We start from the raw sequence: 14,211 nt of genomic DNA, 5'->3' as shown, positions 1-14,211 counted from the left end.
AATGTTTTTAGTTATGTGTGTTGATTGATAGTTGCGTTACTAAGGTAGTAAAGATTGCATTGATCTGCCAACTAAAATATGAAAAGTGACCATTTTGACGACCTATTAAAGCGATATAACCAAAATAAATTGTCCGCTGAGGAACATGAGATATTGGAGAATTGGCTCGATAGTATACACCATAAAATTGACTCCTCATCATGGAATGAGATTAGTCGTAGGAGATTAGAGAAGAATGTTTTAAATGCTGTTTTTCCAATAAAATCTATTTGGAAAAGATTGCAATATATCTTAAGAGTTGCTAGTGTTTTACTTGTATTCATAGCAATAGGATTTTATATCTATCATAATGCGAATACAGAGATATCAACTGATGAAGTGGTTGTTGAAAATAGAATTGTACCTGGTAAATCAACAGGTATACTTCGTACAACCAAAGGTGAATTGGTTGTATTGAGTGATTTGCATTATGATTCAGTTCAGCGCTTTGGAGATATTGTTGTAGAGCGTATCGCTGAGGATGAGATTTTTGTTAAACCAATTGCTAAAAACTCTTTTGAAATCCAAACTATATCTGCTCCAAAAGGTGGAAATTTCACTATTCAATTTGAGGATAAAACACGAGTTACCCTAAATGCAAACTCAAATATCTCTTTTCCTTCCAATTTTTCGACTACTGAACGATTTGTGACAGTCGATGGAGAAGTGTATTTCGATGTTCAAAAGGATGTTTATAATCGTCCATTTAAAGTAAAAGTGGGTGAAACTATAATAGAAGTTTTAGGTACTAAATTTAACGTTCGCCAGATCAAAGATGGAGGCATAAAAACTTCTTTATTCGAAGGGGCTGTGCAGATTTCTAATGAAAAATTCTCAGTGAAACTTAAGCCAGGAGATGAGCTGGATGTAAATTCAAAAGGAGAGTTCAAAATTAAGAATTTCAATTCTGAACAGGTGGGAGCTTGGCAAAGGGGATTCTTCTCATTAGAAAATAAGAATATTAAAGAGATAATGACTGAAATTGGAAATTGGTATGATGTGGATGTTATTTTCGACGATATAGATACTAATGTCAAATATAAAGGTAGTATATCGAAGTTTAGTGACATAGAAACTATACTTGACATCCTATCCTTAGCGGAGGGTAACACTTTTGAAGTACAAGAAAGGAGGATAATAGTGAGGTAAAATATCTACTTAAGCCTAAAATCAAATTAATTTTTATAACCTAATCAATTAATTACATAATGAAGTACAAATTGGGGATTTGCTCTGCATTAATAGCGTGCAATTCATGGGCTATGCCAATGCAAAAAATCCATATTGAAAAGAATAGAATAACTATTCAACAATATCTTGATGAAATTAAAAAACAAACTAATTACTCAATAGTTCATCTAGATAACATCTTTGATAAAAATAAAATCATTGATCAAAATTTAAAGAATACAAATCTACAGGATGCATTAGACAAAGTTTTTACACCTAATGGAATTAGTTATGCCATAAAGGATAAGACAATTGTGTTGTCCAAAAAAAATAATGTATCGGAACAGCAACAACGTAGTTTACAGATTAAGGCATTAACAATAGATGGTTTGCCTGCATCTGGTGTAACCATATTCATTAAAAATAGTTCTACAGCAATCGGTCAGACCTCTGCTACAGGATTATTTACAGCGAATATTCCTACAGGAAAAGTTACGCTCTTATTTAAGCATGTTAGCTATCAGGAGCAAGAGGTCATCGTAAATGACGAGAAGGCTATTCAAGTTTTTTTGAAAGAGAAAGGAACGGAAATAGAGGAAACTGTCATTACAGGTATATACAATAGAACAAGGGAAAGTTTTACTGGCTCTTCGGCAACATATACCGCTAAAGAACTAAAAATGGTTAATAACCAAAATATCTTACAAGCTTTAAGGACATTAGATCCAGCTTTCGCTTTGGAAGATAACATTGAGTTTGGTTCTGATCCTAATACATTAGCTGATGTAAGTATTCGTGGTAAAACTTCTGTAATTGGATTGAATCAAGAATTTGAAAATGATCCAAATCAACCTTTATTCATTTTAGATGGTTATGAAACTTCATTGCAAGTAATTAGCGATTTGAATATGGATCGTGTAGAATCAATCACTGTTTTGAAGGATGCTGCAGCTACAGCAATTTATGGTTCGAAGTCAGCAAATGGAGTTATCGTTGTAGAAACCAAACGTCCAGAAGCAGGGACTTTTAAAGTAAGCTATAATGTAAATACTTCTGTAAACTTTGCGGATTTATCTGATTATAATTTAATGAACTCGGAAGAGAAGCTTAGGTTTGAAAGGCTTTCAGGATACTATGGTGCTGTAGACGCAAATGGTGAGATATTGTTAGAATCTGATAATAGAGATAAATATTACTCTAGATTGGCAGAGGCTCGCCGCGGAGTTGATACGTATTGGATGAATGAACCATTACGTGTTGCTTTATCGCAGAGTCATAATATATATGCCGATGGTGGTGATCAAAAGATGCGCTATGGTATTGGATTGACTTATGGTAAAACACCTGGAGTGATGAAGGGTTCAGAGCGAGATGCAGTTAATGGTAATTTTAGATTGATATATAGAACTGGTAATTTCTCATTTTCAAATAATCTAACAGTTGATAACGTAACTGCTAATAGGGAGCCAGTAAGTTTTTCTAATTATTCTTCTGCCAACCCTTACTTCAGAAAGTATGACGAATATGGTGATGTATTGCGAGTTGTAGAAAGTTTTGTAGAAGGTAGATGGGAAAATTCGAACTTCAATAGAACAGTCAACGTTTTCAACCCAATGTATGACGCTACTGTAAATTATCTTGATAAAAGTCCAAGTTTCAATTTTGGAAATAACCTCGATTTAGATTGGCGTTTAATTCCTTCATTCCGTCTAAGAGGAAGATTAGGATTGAGTAAAACGTCAAGTAAAGCAGAGCGATTTATAAGTCCTAGACATAGTCAATATGAGAACACTCCAGTTGTTGATAGAGGTTCTTATACTTCTTCATTAACAGATGGTATACGTTATAATGGTGACGTCACTGCTACTTTTGGTAAATTATTTAGTCAGAAGCATCTGGTGAATTTAGTTGCAGGTATACGTTTGGATCATTCGAATCAGATTACGAATGGTTTTAGTGTTCAAGGGTTTATGGAGGATTTGTATCCAAATCCTGCATTTTCTAATGGTTATGGTAATAATACAAAACCGCGTTATACGGAAAATGAGAGAAGATCCGCAAGTTATTATTTCAATTCAGGATACGTTTTTAACAATAAATATTTAGTTGATGCAAGTTTTAGATCTGACGGGTCATCTTTATTTGGCGTCGAAAACCAATTTACTTCGACATGGGCTACAGGTCTTGGATGGAACATTCATAACGAAGATTTCATGAAAAGCGTTCCATTCATTTCGTACTTGAAACTTCGTGCGTCAATGGGTAACCCGGGTAATCAGAATTTCGATGCACGTATGACAATGAATATCTATACGTATAATCTAGAAAATCCTAACCCTTTTGGCTTGAGTGCATTGATTAGTACGTGGGGTAATCAAAATCTAGATTGGCAAAAAACAATTGATAAAAATATAGGACTTGATGTAGAAATATTAGATCGCCGATTACGTCTTAATTTCGATTACTTTAATAAATTGACTGATCCATTGTTAGTCCAGGTTGATGTACCTACATCAACAGGTACTGCTACAGTACCAATGAATATTGGTACACAAAAAACTCGTGGATTGACAATATCATCAAATTATCAAATTATTAAGTCAAATGATTTGATGTGGACAGTTAATGCGAATGCCCGAAACACAAGAGTGCAATTCGCAAACTTTGGAAATGCTTTAGATAGATTCAATACTGAAAGTAGATCTCGTTCTCTGCAACGATTTTATGATGGCGGTAGTCCCTCAGATATGTGGGCAGTTAGATCAGCTGGTATTGACCCAGCTACTGGACGAGAAATCTTTATTAAAAAAGATGGAACACAGACATTTGTTCATGATTATAAGGATGAAGTTAAAGTTGGTAATACTACACCAGATCTAGAAGGGATAATAGGTACCACTATTTTCTACAAAGGGTTTAATTTATCAATGAATTTCAGATACAGAGTCGGTGGACAAATCATGCAAAGTGCATTGTATAATAAAGTTGAGAATATTTCTATTTATTCACTTAAATCTAATCAAGACCGCAGAGCATTATATGACCGCTGGCAAAAACCAGGAGACATAGCGAAATTTAGAGGTATTTCATTGACAGATCAAACACCAATCTCAAGTCGTTTTGTAGCGAATGAAAATACTTTCAGCGCAGAATCAATTTCAGCTGGTTATGATTTCCGTAGTGCTAGATTAAGCAAATTAGGAATTTCAGGATTGAATGTGAGAGGTTATATGAATCAAATCTTTAGAATATCTTCAGTAAAAGAAGAGCGTGGAATAAATTTCCCATTCGCAAGATCTGTGTCATTTTCTCTAGGTGCTAGATTTTAAAATGTTAGTTATGAAGAAAATAGTAAAAAATTATATTATAATAGTTACAGCGATAGTATCACTTGCGGCATGTAATAAGTGGGTGGATGTCCCACCTAAGGATAGATTGACACAGAATGTATTGTTCTCATCCAAAGAAGGATATTTAAAAGCTTTAAATGGCATCTATTCCGATTTGGCGACATCCTCATTGTATGGTAAAGAGTTAACAATGGGAACTTTAGATGTAATGGCACAATATTATAATATGGGCGATGACCAGCATAATATGCTTCCATTTTCCAGCTACGATTACAGTAGTGATAATTTCAAATCTCGTTTGAATACAATTTGGACAAATTTCTACAGATTGATTGCAAATGCAAATGCTATTTTGGATAGAACTGAAGATCACAAAGGTGTGTTAGTTGGTGAATATTATGGAATGGTAAGAGGTGAAGCACTTGCAATACGTGCAATGTTACACTTTGACTTACTACGTATGTATGGTCCAATCTATAGTGTGAATAAAGATTTACCTTGTATACCATATGTTGCAAGTTCAGATCGCTCTGTCCAGCCTTTACTAAGTTCTGAAGCAATAATTGAACTTATTGTAAAAGATTTAAAGGAAGCTGAAGGACTTCTTCGTGATGCAGACGCGGTAGTGAAAGAAGGTCCAAGGAATTTTTCTGGATTTGAACATAATGATTTTCATTATCGCCAATACCGCCTAAATTATTTTGCAGTTAAAGCATTATTAGCGAGAGTACATTTATGGGGTGGCAATAAAGTTAAAGCCTATGAAAGTGCTAAAGCAGTTATTGATGAAGGTCAGAAACCAGGAAATGAATTTTTTCCTTTTGTGACACTAGAAGAATATAGACCAAGTGCTGCGAATTTTGTTTCTGATAGAATTTTCTCTAAAGAAGTTTTGTTCGCATGTTATAGCCAAGGAAGGGTTAATTCATTTAATTCATCATTTAGCCCTTCACTCAGTGTCAATGGTATTTTGACTTTCGCCGGAGGTATAACAGAGGGAAGGTCTGTAGATATGTATGATAATCAGAATGATTATAGACGTGGTTGGTGGTCTTCTACGACGGTAAGTCAAGCAGAAATTTTATATTTTAATAAATTTGAAGATTTATTCGATGAACAGGGGAATTCTAATGCATTTCGTTACATGATTCCTTTGATTCGAATTAGTGAAATGTATCTTGTCGCAGCCGAATGTACTCAAAATGTTAGTGAAGCATCTGCTTACATAAATAAATTAAGATTACACAGGGGGATTCATGAGTTAGAATATCAAAATGAAGATGATATCAAACGCTCGATTGAATCGGAATACATGAAGGAGTTTATGGGTGAGGGACAACTATTTTACTTTTTTAAGCGTAATGCTTTTACGGAGCTTCCTGATCCTAAACGTGGAGGTACCTTGCCAATGGATCTAAATAATTATATTTTTCCATTACCTGAAAGTGAAACAAGTCAAAGAAATTAATTGAATAACTATGAAAATGAAAAGTTTATTACAGCTTATTAGTTGTTTAGTAATATTATTATTCACAAACTGTAAGCATGATCCAATGCTTTTTGAGGGTGAAGAAGGTTTGTATTTTTCAGTTCAGTTTGGTCCAGATTGGGGAGATGAAAAAGTTTGGGCAAATCAACCTGTTACACCTGTTGAATTTATCAATATTGCAGGCAATGTTGATACTGTACGATTGAAAGTGATGATTACAGGGGAGTTAAAAGACTATGATCGCCCATTCTTAGTGAATGTTGTGTCTGATTCTACATCAGCAATTGAAAATGTAAATTATAAAATTCTGACTGACGAATTGGTAGTGAAAGCAAATGAAAATCACGGCTTCGTTCCCGTAGTGCTTTATCGTACCGAGAATATTCAAAAAGAAAAGAAGGAAATGATGTTGCAAATTATTCCTAATTCGCATTTTACAATTGGATTGCCTATATGGAAAAGATTGCCTGGTCAATGGGAAAGTACAGTTGTCAAAGGTGATTTTAAGGCGGACTTTCATAAGCTAGTAATCTCTGATTTTGTATCTCGACCATCGAGATGGATTGGTCAAGCTAACCCTACTACTGGAATAGAAGGTGGTTTGTGGGGTGTGTTTACTGAGAAGAAATATAGATTAATTTGTGAGCATTTTGACCTTGTTTATGAAGATTTTACAAGTGAAGCACGGATGCCAAACGCAAAGAGGGAAGTAATTAGAGAATATATGGCCAGATTATTACGCAACTTGTATGATCAAGGCACACCAATATTGGAAGAGGATGGAAGATTAATGTGGTTTTCTGGAGTTTCTTGGTCGTCTAAAGAAGGTGTACCATACAGATAATAATTAACTAAGAATTGTAATGAAAAATATTAAATATACTTTCGTTTTTATACTGTGCTTTTTTTCATTAAGCTCATGTTTTAAAGATCAGGGCAATTATGATTATATGGATGTTAATGAGATTGCTATAGATAGTTTGGGTGGTCCTTATAATTTGTATTTCAAAGTAGATACATTGCGAATCAAGCCTCACTTGACGTTTACGATGGATACTAATGACCCAAATCGTTATGCATATGAGTGGCGTATCGGGCAGGCTACAGAAGGAAATAAGCGTCCATTGGTAAGTACAGATCGTGACTTAGAGTTACCTATTGATTTAACACCTGATACTTATTCGGTGTATTACACGGTTCATGATAAGGAAACAGATTTAAAATGGAGTAGCTACACAACGTTAACCGTTTCTACACCTAATACAAGAGGATTCTTTGTGTCTGGTGAAGACGAAGATGGATATGCCGAGGTGGATATGATAGCATTCCTAGTTTCAGACACCGTAATAATGAAAAACTTGTTAAAGGATAATGGAATGCCTAGGTATAAAAAACCACTACGTGCTATTCATACGGGGACTACCTCGGATCCAAAACGTGCAAAAATGTGGATTATGAATGGAGAAGGTTCGTATTATGTAAATACCAAAACTTTTGAAGCTAGCCCTGGTAATACATTCAAAAATCTTCTTTTTACATCCTTTGAAATGCCTTTAGATATATATCCTGTTGAATTGGCTCCAAGAGTATTTGCCGCTGGCGGTAATCAAAATTTTGCAAGAAGATTAGTAATAACAAATACAGGGCATATATTTTCAGCTGATCTTTTTAATGGCGACTTTTATGCTAATCCAATTAATAGAGTTGGAAGTGCGTCAACAAATCTTTTCGAAGTTGAACCATTCTTTTTTTATTCACCAAAGGCATATAGTTTAGCCCGTTATGTGGTGTATGACAAAGTGGGTAAGCGATTTTTAAGAGCTGTACCAACAGATCCAGCATTAACAGCAATGTCTGATGCTCAGACAGATATATTTCCGTGGATTCAAGGTGCAACAGGTAGAGATTTTGTATATGGGGAGAATACAAACAATACGGAATTGTCTGCGCCGTATGGTAATTCTTATGCTATCATGAAGGATTTGAATAACCAATATAACATATATATGTTTTATGTAGGGGATGGCTCAATATTTTCTCCTTCCAAAAGAGGAAATTATAGAGTGCAATCATCAGCAGTTGATTTTGATAAAGCATCTAATTATACATTTGCATCGAATAGACCTCTATTATTCTATTCTGTAGGTTCTAAATTGTATGCGTATGATTTCAATCCAGGTCTAGAGAAAAATTATCTTGTTAACGATTTCGGAGAAGAAATTACAATGATTTGTACCGATATCCAAAATGGAATTGGTCATAATTTGTTTGTAGCAACATATGATAATGTTAAGAAGGGTACTATTAAAAAGTATGCAATAGGAGCTGATCGTAACACTTTAGTAATGACTGAAGACGCTAATGTGAATTGGACAGGTCTAGTGAAAGTGAAAAGTATTGATTATAAAAATAGTACACATTAGAAAATAAAATATGAGATTATTAATTTTTACAATTGCAGTCCTAATGAGTTACACTACAGCAGTTTTTGCGCAAAGTGGTGTGCAGTTTAGAACTGAATTGAATTACCAACAGGCTCTAGAATTAGCTAAGAAAGAAAAGAAGAAGGTATTTATTGATTTCTATACAACTTGGTGTGTACCCTGTAAAACAATGGATAAGGAGGTTTTTTCTGATCCAAATGTTGGAAAGTATATGAACGCAAATTTCATTAACTTAAAGGTTGATGCTGAGAAAGAGGATGGTATAGCTCTTGCACGCAAATTCAAAGTAAGTGCATATCCTACATTCGTCATCACAAACGATAAGGATGAAGAGATTTACAAATTTGCTGGCGCTATGAAAGCCCCTTTATTTGTCGAAAAGATAGTAACGGGTATTGATCCTCAGTACCGTACTGAAGCTTTAGCAGAGCGCTATGCAAATGGAGAACGTTCAGCAAAATTAATTCACGACTATGCATTTGCTGTCTTATCATCTGGAGATGAAGAGAAAGGAATGAAAATCGTAGATGATTATTTTAACTCATTACCTGAAGAGCAAAAGTCAGCAGTAGAAAATTTGTTTTTATTTGAGCGATATGCTACAAACTTTCGTGATATAAAAACACAATATCTAGTAAGAAATAGAGATGCTTTTGTGAATACAATGGGTGCTGATAAGTATAATACGATCACACGCAGATTTTTAAGACTTGAACTTTTAACATATTCGAATGGATTTCACTTCAAAAAAGGAACCTTTGTAGCTGAAGATTATCAAGAGTTATTGAAAATAATTCAGAAAACAAATTTACCGGATAGTTTGAGCCTAAAACATTTGATTAATATTGCAGAAGTTCAGGCCACACGTGATTTGGAGAAAATTTTTAATGTTATGGAACATGAATTTCCAAATTTGGCTAAAAATGATAGGTTTCTGATGATTATGATGTTTACAGACTTTAAAGAAAATAGAGTTTTAGCGGATAGAGCACTTGGATTAATAGACAAGTATTTGCATGAGATATCTCCAACTCTTCAAAATACTGTAGGACGTATACAAAATGAATTAACTCCAAAAGGTGAAATTATAAACTTTTTGAATGTATCATATCAAGAAGCATTGGACTTAGCTGCTAAGCAAAACAAATTAGTCTTCCTAGACTGCTATACCGTATGGTGTGGTCCATGTAAATGGTTGGATGAAAATACCTTTACAGATCCTGTGTTAAAAGCATATTTTGATGAAAACTTTATAAATATAAAAATTGACATGGAAAAAGGTGAAGGTATTGAATTGGCTAAAAAACTAGAAGTTCGTGCTTATCCTTCGATGTTTTTTATTAATGGTAAAGGAGAGGTAATTCACAAATTGACAGGAGCAATGGATGCTTCTGCAATGATGAGAGAAGTGGCATTAAATAAGTTATAGATTTTTAGTAAAAAAAGCTGGCTACATGAGATATCATGCACCCAGCTTTTTTATTACTGAGATTCTATTCCTAACTTTGAAATATGTATCTATCACTTTCTTTAATTACTTCTCTTACACTATGTGTGCTGTTTACTTCTTGTATCACACATCGTACTCCGACAGAATCTAAAAATAAAAACCTTAAAATCCTTCTAATTTCGGATTTGAATGACAGCTATGGGTCGGTGACCTATAGCAAGGAGGTGCATGAGGTTGTGAGACGCGTTAAAGATATCAACCCAGATATTATCTTGTGTGGGGGAGATATGGTAGCTGGGCAGAAAGCTTCATTGACTGCATCGCGTTTGGATTCTATGTGGTCAGCATTTGATCAGTCAGTACTTACACCGATTAATATATTGGGTGTTCCTTTTGGGTTTACCATGGGTAATCATGACGCTTCGCCGAGTTATCATTTGGACAGAGCGGCAGCATCTTCTTTTTGGAAACTCAATAAAGAAAAGGCTAATTTGACCTATGTTGATGATACACATTTTCCTTACTATTTTTCATATATCAAGAATAATGTGTTTTTTATAAGTTGGGATGCTTCATCATCTGCTATTCCTGTAGAAGTAAAAGTGTGGATGCAAAATCAATTGGCAAGTTCTATTGCGAATAAATCACGGGCGCGCATAGTATTGGGGCATTTACCTTTGTATGCCATTGTTGCTGCAAAAAATAAAAATGGTGAAGTGTTAAATGATGCAGATGAAACTTTGGCGTTTTTGCAAGATAATAATGTAGATATGTATATTTCAGGCCATCAACACGCATATTATCCAGCTACAAAAGAACAAGTGACACTTCTGCATGCCGGATGTTTGGGTGGTGGTCCTCGCGAAATCTTAGGTCATCCAGTTAAGGCTACAAAAGCTTATGCTATATTGGAGTTACCAAGGCAGAAAAAAATAGTAGATATTCAGATTATTGGTTTTGAACCTGCTTCGCATCGTCATATATTATTAGAATCACTACCAGATTCAGTATCTGGATTTAATGGTCGGGTATTTAAATGGCAAGGGAACTAAAATATGAGAGACCGCTAATACAAATTGGCGGTCTCTCATATTTTATGATAATAACGTAAAATCTATCTGTCTTTTTTCCAAATCGACTTTCTTCACTTTTATTTGTACTTCATCACCCAATTGATAAGTTTTCTTCTTGCGTTGACCAATGATAGCGTAATTTTTCTCATCTAAGGTGTAGAAGTCATCTGTAATATCACGAAGACGAACCATACCTTCACATTTGTTTTCTTGGATCTCTACGTACATCCCCCATTCGGTTACACCTGACACGATACCTGTATATTCTACACCCACTTGGTCTTGTAAAAATTCAGCTTGTTTGTATTTTATAGAGGCGCGTTCTGCTTCTGCTGCACGCTTTTCCATTTGTGAGGAATGTTCAGCGAGCTTTTCATAGTGCTCTATATTTATTTTAGTGCCACCATCTAGATAAAATTGTAACAACCTATGCACCATGACATCCGGATATCGACGGATAGGAGAGGTAAAGTGTGTGTAATAATCAAAGGCTAAGCCGTAGTGCGATGTCCCTTTCGTAGTATAGATAGCTTTCGCCATAGAGCGAATCGCTAATGAAGTCAGAAGATTTTGTTCCTTACTACCTTCAATTTTCGTCATTAGAGCATTTAAAGATTTAGCAGCTTCTTTATCTGTTTTAGTATTTAATTTATAACCAAAACGTGCAGCAAAGTTCGAAAATGTCGTTAAAGTTTCAGTGTTAGGTACATCATGGAATCTGTAAATGAAGCCGAGTTTATTTTTTCCTTTACCTTGTTTACCGATATATTCAGCCACTTTGCGATTAGCCAAGAGCATAAAATCTTCGATAAGCTTGTGAGCATCTTTGCGTACTTTTGTATATACACCTAGAGGTTTTCCATTTTCATCCAAATGAAATTTTACCTCTTCACTTTCGAAGCTAATAGCACCATTCTTAAATTTACGTTCTCGCAAGATGTATGCAAGTTCATTTAATTTCAAGATAGCGTCAGCATGGTCACCTTCTTTGTTCTCAATAATTTCCTGTGCTTCCTCATAAGTAAATCTACGGTCGGAGTGAATAACTGTTCGACCAAACCATTGATCAATAACGTTAGCTTTATCATCCATCTCGAAAACCGCAGAAAACGTAAGCTTATCCTCGTTAGGTCTTAGAGAACATAAATTGTTCGAAAGACGCTCTGGTAACATTGGAATAACACGATCTACCAAGTATACAGATGTCGCTCGTTGGAACGCTTCTTTATCTAAAATAGAATCTGGTGTGACGTAGTGAGAGACATCAGCAATGTGGACGCCAATCTCGTAATTTCCATTATCTAATACTTTATATGAAATAGCATCATCGAAGTCTTTTGCATCAAATGGATCAATCGTAAAGGTTAACACATTTCTAAAATCTCGACGTAGTGAAATCTCTTCCTGACTGATTTCATCTGATATATTTTCTGCAGCCTCTTCAACTTCTTTTGGGAATGAAAGGGGAAAACCAAAGTCCGCAAGAATTGCGTTCATCTCGGTATTATTTTCACCTTTTTTACCGAGTACATTCTTAACTTTTCCAATTGGATTTTTAGCTTTCTCTGGCCATTCAACAATCGATACTACTACCTTTTCTCCGTCCTTCGCTCCATTCAAATTATCTAATGGAATGAAGATGTCATGTAGCATTTTTCTGTCGTCCGGAAGGAAGAAAGCGTAGCTCTTCGAGATGTCTATAGTTCCTGTGAAATCTGTCTTCGCACGCTTCAAAATCTCAATGATTTCACCCTCTCTTTTTTTGCCTTTTTTGCGTTCATAGACGTGCACCTTTACGGTGTCTCCATGTAGTGCTTGGCGAAGTTTGCGGGGCGCAACGAAGATGTCATTTTCGAGCTCATCTTCGGGTACAATATAAGCAGAACCGTCGGCTGTCATATCGACAGTTCCAGTGATGTAAACTTTCAATTGACGAAGTTTGAACTTACCACGTTCGGGTTGTTGGAAGTAACCATTTTTTGATGCGTCACTCAATATATCTGCAATTGTTATTTTCGAATCTGTATCTGTGATGTTAAGTTTTGCAGCAACTTGTTTATAGTTCATGAGCTGGTTGTCATTCTTTTCAAATACATCGATAACCAGTTGTGTCAATACTTCTTTATATGGATTTTCTTTTTTACTCTTCATATGAGTGTCTTGTAATTTGCTTTATTTAATTCTATTGTACTGGGTAGGGTAGAAGGGAGTGTTCTACAACTTTTCCATGTTCGTATACTATTACTAATATACAATAATATTGCCAGATTTAGAGTTGTAGATGTTTTTAAACGTCTGGTTAAACTGTAAAATATACAATTATAATTTTTTAATTTATTTTAGCTTATTTAATATATAGAATATTAGTTTGTTATGTTTTGTAATTGCTAAAATTAATTATTGTAGTTGTTTGTTTTCGAGTGTTTTACGTTAATGTTGTTTTTTGTTCTCCTATTTTAGTATTTTATTATATTAATAATATATGTTGTTTAGCTTATTTAATGTGTTGTAAAAAAGTTTATTATAATATTATTTGCTAAAATAATTTTGACGTAATATAGGTTGTAGAATCGTAAAAATATATATTAATAACGGTTTGTCCGCCATGGAAAATATAGCGGAAAATAAATGAGTGAAATTAGAAGGTGTTGTTAATTAGTCGTAGCTATTTTGACAAGAATCACAAATTCCTACTGCATTAATAGCAATAGCATGTAAGGAGAAATTGGATGGGATATTTATTTTGGGAACGGAAATTTCATCCAAACAATATACGCTGTTGCAAACTGAACAGATGAAGTGAACATGTTGATCGTGGTGATGATGTGCAGAACATTTGGTCGAGCAGATTGCATAAGTTGCGGTGCCTTGTAGGTCGAATATCTTATGCAATATTCCTTTCTCTTCGAAAGAGGCAAGAATTCTATAAAGCGTAACTCGATCGATTTCTGAGCCGAAAACCTTTTCTAAGTCGGGTTGTGTGATAGCTGTCTTTTTGTCAGAAATCACTTCCAAAACACGTAGGCGAGGCTTGGTCACTTTAAGTCCATTTGACTTTAAAAGTAGCGTAAAATCTGTAGAATGATTGTGACTATGTACCTCGTGTTCTGTTGTTTTCATAGCAGTAAATTTACGAATTTATACTGGTATAATAAAGCCTCTCAAACGTGCTGTCTGAGAGGCTTATTTATGCTGT

At 34.7% G+C, this 14,211-nt stretch carries 9 protein-coding genes; 7 read left to right on the top strand and 2 right to left on the bottom strand.

Features of this window, described 5'->3' with window-relative positions; genetic code table 11:
- The first annotated feature begins 78 nt into the window (after positions 1 to 78).
- The 7 genes from GOQ17_RS01825 (at position 79) to GOQ17_RS01795 (ending at position 10,994) form a co-directional block, all read left to right on the top strand.
- Positions 79 to 1,188 carry a FecR family protein gene (locus GOQ17_RS01825; protein ID WP_159633962.1) on the top strand — a complete coding sequence of 370 codons (1,110 nt, stop codon included), beginning with the start codon at positions 79 to 81 and terminating at the stop codon, positions 1,186 to 1,188.
- A 59-nt stretch (positions 1,189 to 1,247) separates the two neighbouring features.
- The gene (locus GOQ17_RS01820; protein ID WP_159633959.1) at positions 1,248 to 4,538 is read left to right on the top strand and encodes a SusC/RagA family TonB-linked outer membrane protein; all 3,291 of its coding nucleotides are present in this window, start codon (positions 1,248 to 1,250) and stop codon (positions 4,536 to 4,538) included.
- Between the two features lie 10 nt (positions 4,539 to 4,548).
- The gene (locus GOQ17_RS01815; protein ID WP_159633956.1) at positions 4,549 to 6,027 is read left to right on the top strand and encodes a RagB/SusD family nutrient uptake outer membrane protein; all 1,479 of its coding nucleotides are present in this window, start codon (positions 4,549 to 4,551) and stop codon (positions 6,025 to 6,027) included.
- 16 nt (positions 6,028 to 6,043) lie between these two features.
- A complete protein-coding gene (locus GOQ17_RS01810; RefSeq protein WP_236537017.1) occupies positions 6,044 to 6,892 on the top strand; it encodes a DUF4843 domain-containing protein in 849 nt (282 codons plus the stop codon).
- Positions 6,893 to 6,911: 19 nt separating this feature from the next.
- Positions 6,912 to 8,471 (top strand): PKD-like family lipoprotein, encoded by a 1,560-nt coding sequence (locus GOQ17_RS01805; protein ID WP_159633950.1) that lies wholly within the window; start codon positions 6,912 to 6,914, stop codon positions 8,469 to 8,471.
- Positions 8,472 to 8,481: 10 nt separating this feature from the next.
- Positions 8,482 to 9,921 (top strand): thioredoxin family protein, encoded by a 1,440-nt coding sequence (locus GOQ17_RS01800; RefSeq protein ID WP_159633948.1) that lies wholly within the window; start codon positions 8,482 to 8,484, stop codon positions 9,919 to 9,921.
- An 83-nt stretch (positions 9,922 to 10,004) separates the two neighbouring features.
- Positions 10,005 to 10,994, top strand: a complete 990-nt coding sequence (locus tag GOQ17_RS01795) for a metallophosphoesterase family protein (RefSeq protein ID WP_159633945.1) — start codon at positions 10,005 to 10,007, stop codon at positions 10,992 to 10,994.
- 42 nt (positions 10,995 to 11,036) lie between these two features.
- Here GOQ17_RS01795 and rnr read toward each other — a convergent pair whose 3' ends face one another.
- Together rnr and GOQ17_RS01785 are read right to left on the bottom strand one after the other, a co-directional pair.
- Positions 11,037 to 13,166 (bottom strand): ribonuclease R, encoded by a 2,130-nt coding sequence (gene rnr, locus GOQ17_RS01790; protein WP_159633942.1) that lies wholly within the window; start codon positions 13,164 to 13,166, stop codon positions 11,037 to 11,039.
- 504 nt (positions 13,167 to 13,670) lie between these two features.
- Positions 13,671 to 14,135 carry a Fur family transcriptional regulator gene (locus GOQ17_RS01785; protein WP_159633939.1) on the bottom strand — a complete coding sequence of 155 codons (465 nt, stop codon included), beginning with the start codon at positions 14,133 to 14,135 and terminating at the stop codon, positions 13,671 to 13,673.
- Between the last annotated feature and the right edge of the window lie 76 nt (positions 14,136 to 14,211).

Source organism: Sphingobacterium composti (genome assembly GCF_009829075.1).
GTDB lineage: Bacteria > Bacteroidota > Bacteroidia > Sphingobacteriales > Sphingobacteriaceae > Sphingobacterium > Sphingobacterium composti.
This window is presented reverse-complemented; position numbering and strand designations above follow the sequence as displayed.